Raw genomic sequence first — 17,372 nt, forward strand, 5'->3', positions numbered from 1 at the left:
TAAATCTGGGCGTGACGTGTTTGCGGCCCGCGCCAAGTTTCCGTATGGATGTCTCAACATCCAGCCAACATGACGCCAACGTGGACATTTTGCCGCGAAGGTGAAGCAGACCCTCTATACGGTCGGTCCCGGCTGGGATGACGTGGTTGAAAAGGAGAGACTAAAATAGAACAGAACCTCCTGCTCCTTCTCGTCTGCTTACCGTTTATCGGCAGTCTCGCGGTGCTCACGCTCAGCCCGCGGGCAAGGGATGCCGTGACATGGGTGTCTGCTGCGGTGAATGCGCTGGGGGTGGTGATCCTCTACGTGCTCAGACCCTATGTGCTGGATGGGGTGATTCTCAGAAACCGCATCCGCTGGCTGCCGGAGCTCGGGCTGGATTTCACGCTCCGGCTGGACGGGTTCGCCTGGTTCATGCTGCTCCTGGTGTTCGGGATCGGGCTGCTGGTCGTCATCTATGCCCGCTACTACCTGACGACCAAGGATCCGGTGCCGCGGTTCTTCAGCTATCTGCTTGCCTTCACGGGGGCGATGACGGGGATGCTCGTGTCGGGCAACCTCATCATGCTGGTCGTGTTCTGGGAGCTTACCAGCGTCTTCTCCTTCCTGCTCATCGGGTTCTGGTATCACAATGCGACAGCGCGGGACGGGGCGCGGATGGCCCTCATCGTCACGGGGGGTGGCGGTTTGTGCCTGCTGGTCGGGGCGCTGATCCTTGGCCATATCGTCGGCTCCTACGATCTGGACTGGGTTCTTGCCTCCGGTGATCTGGTGCGGGCGCATCCGCTCTACCGGGTTGTGCTGATCCTTATCCTGATCGGCGCCTTTACCAAATCGGCGCAGTTCCCGTTCCATTTCTGGCTGCCGAATGCGATGGCGGCGTCTACGCCGGTGTCGTCCTACCTGCATTCCGCCACGATGGTGAAGGCGGGCGTCTTCCTGCTCATCCGGTTCTCCCCCGTTCTGGGCGGCACGCCGGAGTGGTTCTGGATCGTCGGCGGGGTTGGCATGATCACGCTGCTGATCGGTGCGGTCACGGCGCTCTTCCGGCATGACCTGAAGGGCCTTCTGGCCTATTCCACCATCAGCCATCTTGGACTGATCACCGCGCTGGCGGGGATCGGAAGCCCGCTCGCCATCGTCGCGGCGATCTTTCACATCGGCAACCACGCGGTGTTCAAGGCCTCGCTCTTCATGGCCGCAGGCATCATTGACCATGAAACGGGCACGCGCGACATGCGCCGCCTGTCGGGGCTCTACAAGCTCATGCCGATTACCGGGACACTGGCGATCGTCGCTGCCGCGGCTATGGCGGGCGTCCCCTTGCTGAACGGCTTCCTGTCCAAGGAGATGTTCTTCGCCGAAGCTGCCGAATGGCATAACGGCTCGCTGCTGGACGATGCGATGCCCTATATCGCCACGATCGCCGGTGCCTTCGCCGTCGCCTATTCGCTGCGGTTCATCCATGCCGTGTTCTTCGGCCCCGCGCCGATTGACCTTCCGAAAGTGCCGCACGAGCCTCCTGCGCTCATGCGGCGGCCGGTGGAACTTCTGGTGCTGATCTGTGTCGTGGTGGGCATCTTCCCGGCCGCGACCATCGGCCCCTATCTCTATTCCGCCGCCGTATCGGTGCTGGGACGCGATCTGCCCTATTACAGCCTCTCGCTGTGGCACGGGTTCAACCTGCCTCTGGTGATGAGCATCCTGGCCATCGTCGTCGGTGTTGCCATCTATGCGGTGCTGGCTCGCAGGCTGCCCGAGGGGCCGGAGGGCGCGCCCTTCTTCCATCGCCTGTCGGGAGAGGACATGTTCGACCGGACGGTGCTCGCGCTCACCTGGAAATGGCCGCGCATGATCATCCGCTATATCGGAACGGAACGGCTCCAGCCGCAGCTTCGCTGGCTGGTGGGGATCGCGCTGGGATTGGTCGGGCTGACGCTCTGGCACAGATTCCCGTTCGCCCCGCAGCTGCCGGCAGAGCCGCCGAGCCTGGCCTTCGCGATGATCTGGGTCGTGGGCGGCGCCTGCGCCATCGCCGCCGCCCATCAGGCGAAGTATCACCGTTTCGCAGCACTTGTTCTGCTCGGCGGCGCGGGGGTGGTGACCTGCATGACCTTCGCCTGGTTGGCCGCGCCCGATCTGGCCGTGACGCAGCTCGTGGTGGAGATCGTGACGACGGTGCTCCTGCTCCTCGGTCTCCGCTGGCTGCCCAAGCGCCAGCAGGAGATCCGTGTCGATGTCAATGTGACGGACCGCGCGCGCCGCTGGCGGGACTTCGGACTGGCAGTGATCTGCGGTGCCGGTATCGCGGCCATCGCCTATACGATCATGACCGCTGGAACGGATCGCCCCATCGCCGACTGGTTCCTTGAGCATGCCTATTCCGAAGGCGGTGGCACCAATGTGGTCAACGTCATTCTCGTGGACTTCCGGGCCTTCGATACCTTCGGGGAAATCACCGTGCTGGGTGTCGTGGGGCTGACGGTCTTTGCCCTTCTCCGCCGCTTCCGTCCTTCGCAGGAAAGCGTCGAACTGCCGGAGCAACAGCGTTTCCAGTCCCGCATCGACCGGGACAGTGAGGAGCGGGAGGAGGAGCAGACGATCCGCGACTATCTCTATGTGCCTTCCGTCATCATGCACTGGATGTTCCCGCCGATCATCGTGCTGTCGATCTACCTGTTCCTGCGCGGGCACGACCTGCCGGGTGGCGGGTTTGCAGGCGGCGTCGTCATGGCGATCGGCTTCCTGCTCCAGTATCTCGCCGCCAATGCACGCTGGGTGGAGGATCAGCTTACCGTGCTTCCGGTCCGCTGGATCGCGACCGGGATGCTGATCGCGGTGGCGACGGGGGTGGGGGCCTGGCTCTTCGGCTATCCGTTCCTGACGGCGCATGCCCGCTACGTGCACGTGCCCTGGATCGGCGATGTGCCGGCGGCCACGGCACTGCTCTTCGACCTCGGCGTGTTCTCTGTCGTCGTCGGCGCGACGCTGCTGATACTCATCGCCATCGCCCACCAGTCCATCCGCTCAAGCCGCAAGCAGCGTGAGCCGGAAGACAAAGACCCGAAAGAGGCCGTCTGATGGAAATCGTTCTCTCCCTTGCCATCGGGGTGCTCTGTGCATCGGGGATCTGGCTGATCCTGCGGCCCCGGACCTATCAGGTGATCATTGGGCTGTGCCTGCTGTCCTATGGGGTGAACCTGTTCATCTTCTCCATGGGCGGGCTGCGGCCCGGCGCCCCGGCCATCCTGCAGAAAAGCGGCACCGTTGACCCGTCGCTCTATACCGATCCGGTTCCGCAGGCGCTGGTGCTGACGGCCATCGTCATCAGCTTCGCCACGACTGCCCTGTTTCTTGTGGTTCTCATGGCGTCCCGCGGTTTCACGGGCACAGACCATGTGGACGGGCAGGAGCGCGACTGATGAATGGCACGCTTCCCGACCATCTGATCGTCGCCCCCATCCTGATCCCATTCGTCGCGGGCGCGCTGATGCTCTTCTACGACGACCGCGCCCGCGCGGCTCGGCTCGTCATCAGCCTCATCTCCACCGTCTCGCTGCTGGTCGTCGCGGGCATGCTTCTGGCGCAGAGCGAGGGGTCCAACACCACGGGCGGCAATGACGTCGGCGTCTATCTGCTCGGCAACTGGCCGCCGCCCTTCACGATCGTTCTGGTGCTGGACCGGCTTTCGGCGCTGATGCTGCTGCTGACCGCCTGCCTTGCGCTTCCCGGCCTGCTGTTCGCCTCCGCCGGCTGGGATAGGCAGGGCCAGCATTTCCACAGCCTGTTCCAGTTCCTGCTGATGGGCCTGAACGGCGCGTTCCTCACGGGCGATCTGTTCAACCTGTTCGTGTTCTTCGAGGTGCTCCTGGCGGCTTCCTACGGCTTGCTTCTGCACGGGTCGGGGCGCGCGCGGGTGCGGTCTGGGCTGCATTACATCGCGGTCAACCTTGTCGCGTCGCTGTTCTTCCTGGTGGGGGTGAGCCTGATCTACGGCGTGACCGGCACGCTCAACATGGCCGATCTGGCGCTGAAACTGTCCGTCCTTCCGGTCGAGGATCGACCGCTCGTGCTTGCGGCGGCTGCTATTCTGGGGGTGGTCTTCGCGGTGAAGGCGGGCATGTGGCCGCTCTCCTTCTGGCTGCCGGGGGCCTATATGTCGGCGGCGGCACCGGTGGGCGCCATGTTCGCGGTGATGACGAAGGTCGGCCTTTACGTCATTCTGCGGCTGTCCACGCTGCTTTTCGGAGCGGATGCGACGGCGGCTGCGGGCTTCGGCGCCTATGTCGTTCTGCTCGGCGGGCTTGCGACGATGTTCTACGGGATGATCGGCCTCATGGCGGCGCAGGGCCTGCCGCGGGTTGCGAGCTTCAGCGTGCTGATCTCGGCGGGTACGATCCTGTCGGCTGTCGGGCTTGGTGTGTTCTCCGGGCCGCAGATGTATGCCTCAGCGCTTTACTACATGATGGCTTCCACACTTGCGGCGAGCGCGCTTTTCCTCATTTCCGAACTCATGGAACGGGAGCAGGGCGCCATCGCCACGATTCTGGCCGTCACGGCAGATGCCTATGGTTTCGGAGATCAGGATCCGGAGGATGAGCCAGACCAGTCGGAAGGCGGGCTGTTCCTGACCGCCACTCATACCATCCTAGCCCTTTCGTTTGCGGTGATCACTCTGATCCTTGCGGGAATGCCGCCGCTCGCCGGCTTTCTGGGCAAGGTTGGGCTGATCACCGGAGCGCTGGCCGGGCCCGCGTCGCAGCCGGTGCCCCCTCTTGTCTGGGCCTATATCGCGCTCCTGATCCTGTCGGGCTTCGCAACGCTCGTGGTGCTGGTCCGGATCGGCATCCACACCTTCTGGGCGCCGATGGAAGAGATCGCTCCCCGCATCCGCGTGGCGGAACTGGTGCCCATCGTGATGCTGATCGGCTTTGCCCTGCTGCTGACGGTGGAGGCGCGGCCTGTCATGCGTTATCTTGGTCAGACCGGCGCGATGCTGGAAAATCCTGCGATCTACATTCATGCGGTGACGGCGGAAAAGCCTTCCACGGGCATTCCGCTCTCTGAAACCGGCAATGGCCGCGCTTCGGCCGGGGGAGTGACGCAATGATCCGCCGCTACATTCCCTATCCGCTGCTCGCGCTGATGCTGACGCTCATGTGGCTGATCCTCACGCGGTTCTCGCTGGGCAACCTGGTCCTCGGGTTGGTCGTGGCGCTGGTGGCCAGCCAGGTGATGGTGCGCCTGCAACCCTCGAAGCCCCGTATCCGGCGCTGGAGCGTGATCCCGAAGATGTTCGGCATCCTCGGCTGGGACATCATCAAGTCGAACTGGAGCGTTGCCTGGGCCATCATCTCCAACAAGAAGCGCAACCCGCATTTGGTGGAAATCCCGCTGGAGATGCGGGATCCGACGGCGCTGGCCCTTCTCGCCATCACCATCACTGCCACGCCAGGGACGGCCTGGGTCGAATACCGGACGCAGGATGGGCGACTTCTTCTTCATGTCTTCGACGAGGAGGAGGAGGGTTACTGGAGGCGCGTGGTAAAGAACCGCTATGAGGCTATGCTGATGGAGGTGTTCGAATGAGCCATACGATAATGACAGTGGCCGTTCTCTACGCGCAGGTGGCCTTGGTGCTTGCCATGTGTTTCGCCACATGGCGCATTCTTGGTGGCCCGCGCGCGCAGGACAGGGTTCTTGGTCTCGACACGCTCTATGTGAACGGGATGCTGTTCCTGCTGACGGTCGGCATCCGCTCCGGCAACGTCTTCTTCTTCGAGGCGGCGCTCGTCATCGGGATGCTCGGCTTCGTGGCGACAGTGGCGCTCGCCAAGTTTCTGATGCGTGGCGAGGTGATCGAATGAATCCGGCGATCGATCTTCCGCTCTGGGCAGCCATTCCGGCCGCGGCCTTTCTGGTGATAGGCGCGACGCTGGCGCTGATCGGTTCCTTCGGGCTGGCGCGTATCCCCACGTTCTTCGAGCGCCTCCACGCGCCGACGCTGGGAACGAGCTGGGGTGTTGCCGGTATCGCGATCTGCTCCATGATCGTCTCGACCGTCGTGACGGGTCGGCCGATCATCCACGAATTACTGATCGCCATCTTCATCATGATCACCACGCCTGTCACGCTGATGCTGCTTGGTCGGGCCGTTCTCTATCGTCATCAGGCGGAAAAGGCGGAAGCGGAGATGAAGCGTGCGGCGCTGGAGCGGGCGGAGCGGGCGCTTGACCCCAAAACTGCAGAGGACTGACTACGTCACCTGCGCCCTGATGCGGTACTCCGGCTGGTTCCACGCCTCCGTCAACACCACTTCCGCCAGCAGGTCCGCAGCTCTCTCCGTCTCCGCCAGCGTCAGATAAAGCGGCGTGAAGCCAAAGCGCATGATGTCCGGCGCGCGGAAGTCGCCGATCACACCTTGCGCGATCAAGGCCTGAACGATGGCATAGGCATCAGGGTGGCGGAAGGAGACCTGGCTTCCCCGGCGCTCGGGATCCCTCGGCGAGGCAAGGGGCAGGCCGGGCAGGCGCGCTCCAACCGCCGCGATGAAAGCTTCCGAGAGCCGGATCGACTCCTGTCGCAGTGCGTCCATCGACACGCCTTCCCAGATGTCCAGCGCCGCTTCCAGTGCGGTCAGCGCCAGAACGGGAGGCGTGCCGACCCGCATCCGCTCTATGCCGGAAGCGGGTGCCCAGTGCGGGTCGAACGCAAAGGGCGCGGCATGCCCCATCCACCCGGCCAATGCCGGGCGTGCCGTCTCGGCATGGCGGGGGGCCACATAGATGAAGGCGGGAGCGCCGGGGCCGCCATTGAGATACTTGTAGGTGCAGCCCACGGCAAAATCCGCCCCGGCCTCTGCCAGATGGACAGGAAGGGCACCCGCCGAATGCGCCAGATCCCAGATGGTGAGCGCGCCTGCCGCATGGGCGTTTGCCGTCAGCGCCGCCATGTCATGAAGCCGCCCGGTGCGGTAATCCACCTCCGTCAGCAGGGTCACGGCGATGCTGTCGTCTATCGCTGCCTCCACCTCCTCCGGCGCGACGATGCGAAGCTCCAGCCCCCGATCGGCGCTGCCATCCACCCCCCGCTCCAGCGCCGCGACAAGCTCCTGCGCCACATAGAGGTCCGAGGGGAAGTTGCCGCTGTCGGAGAGGATGACGCGCCGCTCCGGGCGCATCTGCGCGGCGGCGGAGAGGGCCTGAAATACCTTTATGGAAAGAGTGTCGCCCATCACGACGCTGCCCGGCTCCGCTCCGATCAGCGGGGCGATCCGATCACCCACGCGGCGGGGCTGGACATACCAGCCCGCCTCGTTCCAGCCGCGGATCAGCAAGCGTCCCCACTCCTGCGTCATCATCCGCGAGACCCTCTCCGCTGCGCTGCGGGGCAGCGGGCCGAGGGAGTTGCCGTCAAGGTAGATCACGCCCTCCGGCAGGTCGAAGGCGGCGCGGCTCTGGCTGAAATCGGTCATCTTTCTCCTCCGGTCTGCTCCGAAGGATAAGGGGATCGGCCTTGCCCTTGCAACGGGAGGCTCTGGACCCTCCGCGCCGCAGGGGGCAGGGTGTCGCGGCAATCGCCGGGAGGAAGCAGCCATGATCCATCACCGCATCGCCGATTTCACGGATGCCTATTCCAATACCAAATACATCGCGGGCGGCGACCGGTATCCGGCGCTCTGGGCCGAGCGGGCGGCCTCCTGGCGTGAAAAAGCGGGCGAACGGTTCACTCTCCGAAAGGAGGCCTATGGCCCGCATCAGCGTAACCGCTACGATCTGTTCCTGCCGGATGGAGCGCCACGCGGCCTGGCCGTCTTCGTACATGGCGGCTACTGGATGAGCCTCGACCCCTCCTTCTGGTCGCATCTGGCGGAGGGAGCCGTGGCGCGGGGCTATGCGGTGGCGATGCCCGGATACGTTCTCTGCCCCGAGGTCAGCGTCTCCGCCATCTCCCGTCAGGTGGCGGAAGCGATCTCCCATGCGGCGGCGCTGGTGGAGGGGCCGATCCATCTGTCAGGCCATTCCGCAGGGGGACATGTCGTTACGCGGTTGATGGCCGAAGGATCGCCTCTGCCGGAAGCGGTTGCCGGGCGGGTCTCTTCTGTCCTGTCCATCTCGGGGCTGCACGACCTGCGACCGCTGCTTGCGACACAGATGAATGCGACGCTGCGCCTTGATGCGGCCGTGGCGGCGGCGGAAAGTCCCGCGCTGCTCGCGCCGCGGGGCCGGTTCACCCTGGCCACCTGGGCCGGAGGTGCGGAACGCTCCGAGTTTCTGCGCCAGTCAGCGTTATTGTCGAACATATGGACGGGATTCGGCATCGCCACGGCCAACCACGTGGCCCCGGACAGGCATCATTTCAATGTGCTCGACGCGCTGGAGAAGCCGGAGAGCGCGCTTACACGCGCCCTCCTTGCCGCCTGACGTCACGCGACCCCGGTGGCTTCGAGGAACGGATAGTCGGTGTAGCCCTCGCGACCGCCGCCGTAGAAGGTCTTCTGATCGCCCACGTTCAGGGGGGCGTCACTCTTCAACCGTGCCACGAGGTCGGGGTTCGCGATGAAGAGCCTGCCAAAGCTCACCATATCTGCGCGTCCGCTGTCCACGGCGTCGATCGCCGTCTGCCGGTCATAGCCGTTGTTGGCCATATAGACGCCGCTGAACCGCTTGCGCAGCGCGGTGACCTGATCAGCCGGTGCGTCGTCCCGCGCGCCGCCGGTCATGCCTTCGACCACATGCAGGAAGGCGACGCCGTGACGGTTCAGCGCGTCCACCGCCAGCCCGTAGGTGCCCGGCACATCGCTGTCGAGCGGGGCGTTGTTCGCCTTGGCCCAGGGGCTGAGCCGGACGCCGACGCGACCCGCTCCGATTTCCGCCACGACGGCCGCGACCACTTCGTCCAGCAGGCGCACGCGATTCTCCGCGCTGCCGCCGTAGGCGTCGGTGCGGGTATTGACCGCATCCCTGAGGAACTGGTCGAGCAGATAACCGTTCGCGGCATGGATCTCGACCATATCGAAGCCGGCGGTGCGGGCGTTCCGGGCGGCCTTCACGTAGTCGGCCACGATTCCGGGGATTTCATCGGTTCGCAGGGGGCGAGGCGTACTCGTCGGCACGAAGCCCTGCCCATCAAAGGTTCGCGAGCCGGACGGGATGTCGGACGGTCCGACCGGATCCTGGCCGTCGGGTTGTAGCGCCGGAATGGAGACGCGCCCGACATGCCAGAGCTGCGCCGCAATGTGGCCGCCCTTCGCATGGACGGCTTCGGTCACGCGCTTCCAGCCCTCCACCTGTGCGGCGCTGTAGATACCGGGTGTAAAGGCATATCCCTTGCCCTGCGGCGAAATCTGCGTGCCTTCGCTGATGATAAGGCCGGCGGTGGCGCGCTGGGCATAGTACTCCGCATTCATCTCGCGCGGGATATCGCCTTCCGGCAGTGCGCGGTTACGGGTAAGGGGCGCCATCGCGATGCGGTTCGGGAGGGTGATATCCCCGACCTTGATCGAGGTGAACAGCTTCGGTTCGGACATTGGGAGATCTCCTTCTGCGGTTGGAGTAACGCAGAAGAGAGAGCATGGGGTTCCACACTGGAGAGTTCAACCCGCCGCGCTCTCCTCCAGTATTTCCAGAAAGGCCGCTCCGAACCGGTCAAGCTTCTGCGGGCCGAGATGGCCCACCGCATCCAGATCCCGGAGCGTACGGGGCCGCGCCTCCGCTATCCGGCGGAGTGCGCTCGCGGTGAGGCTGAGCGGTTTCTCTGTCCCGTCCTCCCCCCGGCCAAGTGTACGCTGCGCCTCCGCCAGCCGGTCGAAGACATCCGCCGCCCCGGTTCCGGCCAGCCTGCGCCGCTGGGGATGCACCGGTGGCGCCGCCCGTTCATCGTTCAGCACGGCCAGAAAGGCGGGCCCGTAGCTTTCGAGCTTCTTCGCCCCGACCCCGCTCACGCCCGCCATCTGATCCAGCGTGCGGGGACGGCGTTCGACCATCTCGATCAGCGTCTTGTCCGGGAAAACGACATAGGCAGGTACGCCCTGCGCCTCCGCCAGTGCCCGCCGCTTGGCCTTGAGTGCGGAGAGGAGCGGCGCATCCTCTTCCGAGACCAGCGCCTTGGCCACGGTCTGCGGCCTTGCGCGGCGCAGAAGGTCGCGGCGGAGCATCACCGGCGCCTCTCCCCGCAGCACGGGGCGGGCGATCTCCGTCAGGCGCAGCGCGCCATGGCGGGACGGATCCGGGCGCACCAGATCCCGGCCCATCATCTGGCGCAAGACCGCGCCCCAGCCCGCCGTGTCGAACTCCCGCCCGACGCCGAAGGTCGGGAGGGCATCATGCCCGCGTTCCCTGACCTTGGGGGTGGCGCGGCCCGTCAGGACGTCGGTCAGATGGCCGACGCCGAACCACTCGCCGGTGCGCAGGATGGCGGAGAGGGCCTTGCGGACCGGCTCCGTGCCGTCGAACACCTCGGGCGGTGTTTCGCACAGGTCGCAGTTCCCGCAGGGTTCCGCGTCCTCACCGAAATAACCGAGCAGCACCTGCCGACGGCAGCCGAGCGCCTCCGCCAGCCCGAGAAGCGCGTTCAGCCGGGCATGATCGGCAGCCTTGCGGTCATCCGGGGCAACACCCTCGTCGATCTGGGTGCGGCGGAAACGGATGTCGTCCTGTCCGAAAAGGGTCAGCGTCTCTGCCGGGGCGCCGTCGCGGCCCGCGCGCCCGATCTCCTGGTAATATCCTTCGACGGATTTGGGCAGGTCCGCATGGGCGACCCAGCGGATGTCGGGCTTGTCGATCCCCATGCCGAAGGCGACCGTCGCCACGACGATCAGCCCGTCCTCCTGCTGAAAGCGCGTCTCCACCTGCCGCCGGTCATCTGCCTCCATCCCGCCATGGTAGTGGCAGGCGGGATGACCCGCCTCGCGCAGCGCGGCCGCCAGGGTTTCCGTCTTGGCGCGCGTGCCGCAATAGACGATGCCCGACAGGCCCCGTCGTGCTTCGGCAAAGGCGAGGATCTGGCGGCGGGGCTGGTCCTTGGGCTGGAAGGCGAGATGGATGTTCGGCCGGTCGAAGCCGCGCAGGAAGGTTTCGGGACGCTCGCCATCGAACAGACGGGTGACGATCTCCTCCCGCGTCTCCTCATCCGCCGTGGCGGTGAAGGCGGCAAGCGGCACGCCGAGCCTGCGCCGCAACTCCCCGATGCGCAGGTAATCGGGGCGAAAGTCATGGCCCCACTGGCTCACGCAATGCGCCTCGTCCACCGCGATGAGCCGGGTGCCGATCCGCTGGAGCAGCGCGAAGGTATTGCCGGAGGCCAGCCGTTCCGGTGCCATGTAGAGCAGCTTCAGCCGCCCCTCGTCCAGCGCGGCAAAGACCTCCTCCGTTTCCTCCTCCGTGTTGCCGGAGGTGAGCGCGCCCGCCTCCACCCCCGCGGCCCGGAGCGCGCGGACCTGATCCCGCATCAGCGCGATAAGCGGGGAGATGACGACCGTCACCCCCTCCCGGCAGAGCGCGGGAAGCTGAAAGCAGAGCGATTTGCCCCCGCCCGTCGGCATGATGGCGAGGGTGTTGCGCCCGGCCAGCACGGCCGCCACGATCTCCGCCTGCCCGGGCCGGAAGCTCGGGAATCCGAAGACGGAGGCGAGAACCGCCTCCGGTGAGGGCGCGTGTCCGGTCATCTCAGTAGAAGGCGGAGGCGTTGTTCAGCAGGATGATCCTGAGCGCATAGATCGCCACCAGCACCACCAGCGGCGCGAGATCGAGCCCACCCATCGCAGGCAGGATGGAGCGCACCCGCGAATAGACGGGCTCCAGCAACCGGTTCAACCCGTCCCAGATGGAGGCGACCAGCGGCTGGCGCAGGTTCAGCACCTGAAAATTGATGAGCCAGCTCATGATCACGTGGACGATGACGATGAACCAGACGATGTCGAGGATCAGGAGCAGGATCTGGAGAAGCGAAACCATCTGGAAACCGGATTGTGGCGTGGAGAGACCAGAGGTAAAGCGCCAGCCCCCCGCACGCAACCGCTTCCGCGACGTTTCGCTTGACCGCGACGACCTGCCCCGGGCAAGCCAGCGCCATGTATCCGCTCCGCCGCTTCACCTGCGAACTGCTCCGCGCCCGCCGCCAGCCCCGGCTTGCTCCCTATGACACGCATGTCTGTGACCTGCGGCTCATGCCGTGGGACATGGATCCGTGGCGGGAGCTGAACAACGGGCGGACCCTGACGCTTTACGACATCGGGCGCATATCGCTGGCGCAACGGACGGGAATGCTCGACGTGCTCCGCCGCAATCGGTGGGGGATTACCGTGGCGGGAAGTACGACGCGCTACCGTCGCCGCGTGACGGTATTCCAGAAGGTGGAGATGCGGAGCAGGTTCCTCGGCTGGGACGAGCGGTTCTTCTACATCGAGCAGAGCATGTGGCGCGAAGGCGACTGCACCAGCGGCGTGCTGATCCGCGGCGCGCTGCTGGGGGGCGGCAAGCTGCTTCCGCCCGCGTCGTTCATAGCCGCGACAAGCTGGCCCGCACCGCCTCCGCTGCCCGACTGGATAGTGGCCTGGGGCAGGGCGGATGCCACGCGCCCCTGGCCGCCGCAAACCTGACCTCTCCCGCCAGCGCAGCCTCCGGAGAGGTGAGCGAGCGGTTTCCCCGGAAGCGGCCAGTCCCGTGGTGGCTGCCCTGATCGCAGGAAGGGGAGCCTGACAGGCCAGCCAACGTCTGTAGTCCCACCGCCTTTCCGACTCCATGGGACGGTGTCGTCCGCGCCCCGGCGTTCAAGACTGAGGCGGCTGCCCGTGCAGGCGATTTGATCGCTCGGCTGGAGGCCGCGGCAGCGCGCCATCGTCGTCACGATTGCGGTGGTCATGTGCCCGACCTTCTGTCCGATCCTCTGTCCGGCCGTTTGCCCCTATCTGGCACAGGTAGTGCCCGGCCGCTTGTCCGCCCGGCTGACTTGGCAGCCTGGAAAAGCATTCCGCGGTTGCCTGAGGCGGAAATCTCCCCACATCGTTGAAGACCGCCGCTAACCGCGAGTTGGCCTCGGATCGGGACGATTTCCCTACTTTCAATGCAAGCCCGGCAAGGGTCCGACTTTTCGGCAGCCCGCCAGAGGATGACCGGGTGCGTTTTGCCCTCGGACGTGGCGAAATGGCCATGACCGCCCGATGCCCATGACCGCCCGGTGGCCATGGTGGACGCTCCGGGTCTGATGTCCGGTCTCCGCGCCGAAAGCACCGCGCCTCCGCATCTTCTCGGACTGCCCTGCAAGGTCTCCGGTCTTGCGGTCCTGCGGGGGGCGGGTCTAATGCCGGGGGCTCGTTCCTTTCGAGCGGACCATCGGGCGACGGGAGCGGAATTTGCCGAAAATCACGGAAGACGCGGCGGCCAAGCGGCGCATCTGGGGCTGGTTCTTCTTCGATTGGGCAAGCCAGCCCTACGCGACGCTGCTGCTGACCTTCATCTTCGCACCCTATATCGCGTCGCTGCTGGGTGACGGAACGCAGGCGCAGGCGGTCTGGGGATTCGGCGTGGGGCTGGCCGGGGTCGTGGTTGCACTGCTGGCGCCCGTGCTCGGTGCGGTCGCTGACAGGGGCGGGCGGCGCATCGGCTGGGTCGCGGCCTTCTCGGTCCTTTATGTGCTGGGAGCGACGGGCCTGTGGTTCGCGGCGCCGGGGGCCCCGCATCTGACCTTCGTGCTGATCTCCTTCGGCCTCGGTCTGATCGGGATGGAGCTTGCCACGATCTTTACCAACGCCATGCTGCCCGACCTCGGCACGCGGGAGCAGATCGGGCGGCTCTCCGGCTCGGGCTGGGCCTTCGGCTACGTCGGCGGGGTTTTCGCGCTGATCCTGATGCTCGCCTTCTTCGCAGAGGGAGAGGGGGGCCGGACGCTCATCGGTCTTCCGCCCGCTCTTGGACTGGATCCTGCGTTGCGGGAGGGGACGCGCTTCGTCGGCCCCTTCACGGCGCTTTGGTATGTGATCTTCATGATCCCGTTCTTCCTCTGGGTGCGGGAGCCGCGGCGCCCGCCGGGGCCGCATTTTCGCCGGACGGTGACGGAGGCGATGGTCGATCTGCGCCGCACGCTTCGACGCCTGCCGGAGCGCCGGGGCATGCTGGCCTTCCTGCTGTCCTCCATGTTCTACCGCGACGCGCTGAACGGCTTTTACGTCTTCGGTGGGGTCTATGCAGTGGGCGTGTTGGGCTGGCCGGTGCAGTTCGTGGGGGTCTTCGGCATTCTCGCCGCCATCTTCGGCGCTGTCTTTGCATGGGCCGGGGGGCTGGCGGACAGCCGTTACGGGCCAAAGCCTGTGATTGTGGTCGCTCTTCTCCTGCTGATCGCGGTCGGGGTGGCGGTGATGAGCATTTCGCGGAACAGCGTGCTTGGTCTGGGCGTGGGGCCGGGATCATCCGTGCCGGACATGGCGTTCTTCCTGGTCGGCTGCATCATCGGCGCCGCGGGCGGCGCGCTGCAATCGGCCAGCCGCACCATGATGGTCCGGCAGGCAGAACCAGGGCGGATGACCGAAGCCTTCGGGCTTTACGCGCTCACCGGCAAGGCAACGGCGTTCATTGCGCCGCTTGCCATAGGAATCGTCACGGCGATGAGCGGAAGCCAGCAGATCGGCATCCTTCCCGTTATCGTGCTTTTCCTGATGGGATTTCTGCTGCTACTCTGGGTCGATCCCGAAGGTGAGCGGACGGTTTGAAGTCAACGATCAGATCTCTGGTGTTTTGCGCGCTGACGGCCCTTGCGGCTTCGCCTGCCGTTGCGGAACAGAAAGCCTACCAGTTTTTCGGCGCTGCGGCGCGCCCATCCGCACAGGCGCCGACCCCTATCGGCAGCTATGCCAAGGGATGTGCGGCGGGGCTGGTGCCGCTGCCGGAAACAGGGCCGACATGGCAGGCGATGCGGCTATCCCGGAACCGGTACTGGGGCCAGCCGGAAATGATCCGCTTCTTGCAGGACTTGTCTGCTGCGGCGACGCAGGTGGGCTGGGCCGGCCTCTATATCGGTGATATCAGCCAGCCTCGCGGCGGGCCGATGACCTCTGGCCATGCCTCGCATCAGATCGGTCTGGATGCCGACATCTGGATGTTGCCCCCCTCCCGCCTGACGCTGAGCCAGACGGAGCGCGAGAAGATCAGCTCCATTTCCGTCCGAACGGCGGATCAGAAGCGGGTGAACGGGAATTTCACGCCCGCCCATGCGGCGCTGCTGCGCGCGGCGGCGTCAGACCCACGGGTGGACCGGGTCTTTGTCGCGGCGGCGGTGAAGATCGAGATGTGCCGCACCGCGAAACGCTCGGACGCGGCATGGCTCCAGAAGATCCGGCCCATTGCCGGGCACAACACGCATTTCCACGTTCGGCTGAAATGCCCGCGTGGGTCGCGCACCTGCGTGACACAGACGCCAACGGTTGACGAGCTGTCCAAGGGGGGGAGCGGCTGCGACGATACGTTGGCATGGTGGGTGACGGACTACCTGAACCCGCCAAAGCCCAAACCGGGCGAAAAGCCCGCCCCGCGTCCGCGCGGTCCCCGTGATTTCACAATGGCAGACCTCCCCGCCCAATGCTCAAACGTTCTGGCATCGCGCTGATCGCAGCGCTTCTCATCGCCCCTTCCGTGCTGGCTGAATCGGTCACCAGCCGGTTGGATTTTGTCGGCAGCTTCCGCTGGCGGGTGGAGGATCCGGCCTTCGGCGGCTTCTCCGCCATCGAGGTTAAGGATGACGGACTGGGCTTTTACGCGCTCTCCGACCGGTCCTCGCTCGTCGAGGGGCGATTCGTGCGGGACGAGAGGGGGCGGATCACCGCCATCGCCTCCGGCCCTGTGGAACCGCTTACCTTGAAGGGGGGCAAGCCCGCCGAGCTGGATGCGGAGGGGCTGGCGCTTAGCCCGGATGGTGCTCTGTGGATATCGGAGGAAACCCACCACCGGGTCTATGGCTCCCATACGCCGGGGAAGGAGCTTGTGCCGTTGCCGCCGGTTCCGGGGAGCGAGAAGCTCATCCGCAACCAGAGCTTCGAGGGGCTTGCGATGGATGAAAAGGGCGCGCTCTACACCTTCCCGGAAAATCCGCAGAGTGACAGCGAACTCCCCGTCTATCGCTTCAAGGACGGCAAGTGGACTATTCCCTACACGCTCCGCCACGACCCGGAATGGCTGGCCGTGGGGGCCGATTTCGGCCCGGACGGGCGGCTCTACCTGCTGGAACGCGGCTTCGGGCGGCTTTCCGGTTTCCGCTCCCGCATTCGGTCCTTCGCCATCACCGACATCTCCGGCGGGGATGAGCAGGTGCTGTTGCAGACGCCGTTCCGCCAACACGGCAATCTGGAAGGGTTGTCGGTCTGGGAGGACGGAGAGGGCTACCTCGTCTTCACCATGATCTCCGACGACAACTTCCTGCCGCTGCTGCTGCATACGGACATCGTTGAATACCGCTCGCGCGAACCGCTTGATCGCCACGCGTCAAGGGAGTAAGGGCAGGCGTCCGCAAGGTTGCGGGCCAAGTCTCCGCCACCTTGCCAAAACGGAAACCCGACATGCGCTCCTCGCTGCTTCCTGGCGTCATTGCCATGGCCATCGTCGTCGTGGCCTCCAACATCCTCGTTCAGTTCCTGTTTGGCCAGTGGCTGACCTGGGGCGCCTTCACCTATCCGCTGGCGTTTTTCGTCAACGAAGTGGTCAACCGGCTTCAGGGGCTGACAGCTGCCCGGAAGGTCGTGTTCTGGGGGCTGGTGACGGGCATTCTCTGTTCCTTCATCGGCACGCAGATCCATGGGGAGTTCGGCCCGCTCGTCACGCTCCGCGTGGCCATCGGTTCGGCGGTGGCCTTTCTGTGCGGACAACTTCTGGATGCAAAGATTTTTGACCGGATGCGGCATCAGGCATGGTGGCGGCCGCCGTTCGTCTCTTCCCTGCTCGCGTCTTCGCTGGACACCCTGCTGTTCTTCTCCATCGCCTTTTCGGGTTGGTTCGTCGCGATCGAACCTTCCAACGACGTGAGCTGGGCCAACGAAATCCTGCCGCTTCTGGGGGTTGGCCCGATGGTTCCGTTGTGGATTTCGCTCGGTTTCGCCGATTGGCTTGTAAAAATTGCCCTTTCGTTAGTCGTATTGATGCCTTTTCGGGCAATCGTTCGCCGCTACGCCGCGGGGGCCGCATGATTTCTGTGGACAAATTTTCCGGCTGTGCCACGTTGATCTTCAACGGCAACAGCGAAAGGAGGTGGTCCAGTGTCTAGAGTGATATTGGAGAGAGGTGTCGGGACAGTCAGGGGGGCCGTGATCTGAAGGCAACCCTTCAGGTTGTAATCCCTGATTGGGTTCGGTCCTAACTGGCCCATCTCCGTAGATCTCGCTGGGGCCGCCC

General features: G+C 65.2%; 16 protein-coding genes. 12 read left to right on the plus strand and 4 right to left on the minus strand.

Annotated features, from left to right (window positions below; translation table 11 throughout):
- Positions 1-165: 165 nt before the first annotated feature.
- The 6 genes from CG51_RS04430 to mnhG are packed head-to-tail and all read left to right on the plus strand — an operon-like array spanning position 166 to position 6,256.
- The gene (locus tag CG51_RS04430; protein WP_035742374.1) at positions 166-3,081 is read left to right on the plus strand and encodes a monovalent cation/H+ antiporter subunit A; all 2,916 of its coding nucleotides are present in this window, start codon (positions 166-168) and stop codon (positions 3,079-3,081) included.
- Complete coding sequence (locus CG51_RS04435; RefSeq protein ID WP_035707316.1) at positions 3,081-3,422, plus strand: Na+/H+ antiporter subunit C; 342 nt, start codon at positions 3,081-3,083, stop codon at positions 3,420-3,422. Before CG51_RS04430 ends, CG51_RS04435 begins: the two co-directional genes overlap by 1 nt.
- A complete protein-coding gene (locus CG51_RS04440) occupies positions 3,422-5,110 on the plus strand; it encodes a monovalent cation/H+ antiporter subunit D (RefSeq protein WP_051930043.1) in 1,689 nt (562 codons plus the stop codon). Before CG51_RS04435 ends, CG51_RS04440 begins: the two co-directional genes overlap by 1 nt.
- Positions 5,107-5,589, plus strand: coding sequence for a Na+/H+ antiporter subunit E (locus CG51_RS04445; RefSeq protein ID WP_233141238.1), 483 nt, complete (start codon positions 5,107-5,109; stop codon positions 5,587-5,589). Before CG51_RS04440 ends, CG51_RS04445 begins: the two co-directional genes overlap by 4 nt.
- Positions 5,586-5,867, plus strand: coding sequence for a K+/H+ antiporter subunit F (locus CG51_RS04450; protein ID WP_035742376.1), 282 nt, complete (start codon positions 5,586-5,588; stop codon positions 5,865-5,867). Before CG51_RS04445 ends, CG51_RS04450 begins: the two co-directional genes overlap by 4 nt.
- Positions 5,864-6,256, plus strand: coding sequence for a monovalent cation/H(+) antiporter subunit G (gene mnhG, locus CG51_RS04455; protein WP_035742378.1), 393 nt, complete (start codon positions 5,864-5,866; stop codon positions 6,254-6,256). The genes CG51_RS04450 and mnhG overlap by 4 nt, the downstream gene beginning before the upstream one ends.
- Here mnhG and kynU read toward each other — a convergent pair whose 3' ends face one another.
- Positions 6,257-7,474 carry a kynureninase gene (gene kynU / locus CG51_RS04460; RefSeq protein ID WP_035742381.1) on the minus strand — a complete coding sequence of 406 codons (1,218 nt, stop codon included), beginning with the start codon at positions 7,472-7,474 and terminating at the stop codon, positions 6,257-6,259.
- Positions 7,475-7,595: 121 nt separating this feature from the next.
- Here kynU and CG51_RS04465 point away from each other — a divergent pair, with 121 nt between their 5' ends.
- Positions 7,596-8,423 (plus strand): alpha/beta hydrolase, encoded by an 828-nt coding sequence (locus CG51_RS04465; protein ID WP_035742384.1) that lies wholly within the window; start codon positions 7,596-7,598, stop codon positions 8,421-8,423.
- Between the two features lie 2 nt (positions 8,424-8,425).
- Here the strand turns inward: CG51_RS04465 and CG51_RS04470 are convergent, their stop codons facing one another.
- The 3 genes from CG51_RS04470 to CG51_RS04480 all read right to left on the minus strand — a co-directional run bounded on the left by CG51_RS04470 (position 8,426) and on the right by CG51_RS04480 (position 11,954).
- Entirely contained in the window at positions 8,426-9,529 is a 1,104-nt protein-coding gene (locus CG51_RS04470; RefSeq protein ID WP_035742387.1) for an alkene reductase, read from the minus strand.
- Positions 9,530-9,595: 66 nt separating this feature from the next.
- Positions 9,596-11,665 (minus strand): DNA helicase RecQ, encoded by a 2,070-nt coding sequence (recQ, locus tag CG51_RS04475; RefSeq protein ID WP_035742389.1) that lies wholly within the window; start codon positions 11,663-11,665, stop codon positions 9,596-9,598.
- A gap of 1 nt (position 11,666) precedes the next feature.
- On the minus strand, positions 11,667-11,954 hold the full coding sequence (locus tag CG51_RS04480) for a YggT family protein (protein WP_035742900.1): 288 nt from the start codon (positions 11,952-11,954) through the stop codon (positions 11,667-11,669).
- Between the two features lie 116 nt (positions 11,955-12,070).
- On the opposite strand from CG51_RS04480, the gene CG51_RS04485 reads away from it, so the two are divergent.
- The 5 genes from CG51_RS04485 to CG51_RS04505 all read left to right on the plus strand — a co-directional run bounded on the left by CG51_RS04485 (position 12,071) and on the right by CG51_RS04505 (position 17,167).
- The gene (locus CG51_RS04485; RefSeq protein WP_035742391.1) at positions 12,071-12,598 is read left to right on the plus strand and encodes an acyl-CoA thioesterase; all 528 of its coding nucleotides are present in this window, start codon (positions 12,071-12,073) and stop codon (positions 12,596-12,598) included.
- Positions 12,599-13,351: 753 nt separating this feature from the next.
- Positions 13,352-14,704 (plus strand): MFS transporter, encoded by a 1,353-nt coding sequence (locus CG51_RS04490; RefSeq protein WP_233141239.1) that lies wholly within the window; start codon positions 13,352-13,354, stop codon positions 14,702-14,704.
- Entirely contained in the window at positions 14,701-15,597 is an 897-nt protein-coding gene (gene mepA, locus CG51_RS04495) for a penicillin-insensitive murein endopeptidase (RefSeq protein WP_425319657.1), read from the plus strand. The genes CG51_RS04490 and mepA overlap by 4 nt, the downstream gene beginning before the upstream one ends.
- Positions 15,570-16,481, plus strand: a complete 912-nt coding sequence (locus CG51_RS04500; protein WP_035742393.1) for an esterase-like activity of phytase family protein — start codon at positions 15,570-15,572, stop codon at positions 16,479-16,481. Before mepA ends, CG51_RS04500 begins: the two co-directional genes overlap by 28 nt.
- 62 nt (positions 16,482-16,543) lie before the next feature.
- Positions 16,544-17,167: a queuosine precursor transporter gene (locus CG51_RS04505; RefSeq protein ID WP_035742397.1), complete on the plus strand. Its 624-nt coding sequence runs from the start codon at positions 16,544-16,546 to the stop codon at positions 17,165-17,167.
- The last annotated feature ends 205 nt before the right edge of the window (positions 17,168-17,372 follow it).

It is taken from the genome of Haematobacter missouriensis (genome assembly GCF_000740775.1).
GTDB classification, from domain to species: Bacteria; Pseudomonadota; Alphaproteobacteria; order Rhodobacterales; family Rhodobacteraceae; genus Haematobacter; species Haematobacter missouriensis.

Bases quoted from the DNA above. Each gene is read 5' to 3' on its own strand.
- CG51_RS04435 (WP_035707316.1), top strand. From the start codon at position 3,081: ATGGAAATCGTTCTCTCCCTTGCCATCGGGGTGCTCTGTGCATCGGGG.
- CG51_RS04440 (WP_051930043.1), top strand. From the start codon at position 3,422: ATGAATGGCACGCTTCCCGACCATCTGATCGTCGCCCCCATCCTGATC.
- CG51_RS04445 (WP_233141238.1), top strand. From the start codon at position 5,107: ATGATCCGCCGCTACATTCCCTATCCGCTGCTCGCGCTGATGCTGACG.
- CG51_RS04450 (WP_035742376.1), top strand. From the start codon at position 5,586: ATGAGCCATACGATAATGACAGTGGCCGTTCTCTACGCGCAGGTGGCC.
- mnhG (WP_035742378.1), top strand. From the start codon at position 5,864: ATGAATCCGGCGATCGATCTTCCGCTCTGGGCAGCCATTCCGGCCGCG.
- kynU (WP_035742381.1), bottom strand. From the start codon at position 7,474: ATGACCGATTTCAGCCAGAGCCGCGCCGCCTTCGACCTGCCGGAGGGC.
- CG51_RS04465 (WP_035742384.1), top strand. From the start codon at position 7,596: ATGATCCATCACCGCATCGCCGATTTCACGGATGCCTATTCCAATACC.
- CG51_RS04470 (WP_035742387.1), bottom strand. From the start codon at position 9,529: ATGTCCGAACCGAAGCTGTTCACCTCGATCAAGGTCGGGGATATCACC.
- recQ (WP_035742389.1), bottom strand. From the start codon at position 11,665: ATGACCGGACACGCGCCCTCACCGGAGGCGGTTCTCGCCTCCGTCTTC.
- CG51_RS04480 (WP_035742900.1), bottom strand. From the start codon at position 11,954: ATGGTTTCGCTTCTCCAGATCCTGCTCCTGATCCTCGACATCGTCTGG.
- CG51_RS04485 (WP_035742391.1), top strand. From the start codon at position 12,071: ATGTATCCGCTCCGCCGCTTCACCTGCGAACTGCTCCGCGCCCGCCGC.
- CG51_RS04500 (WP_035742393.1), top strand. From the start codon at position 15,570: ATGCTCAAACGTTCTGGCATCGCGCTGATCGCAGCGCTTCTCATCGCC.
- CG51_RS04505 (WP_035742397.1), top strand. From the start codon at position 16,544: ATGCGCTCCTCGCTGCTTCCTGGCGTCATTGCCATGGCCATCGTCGTC.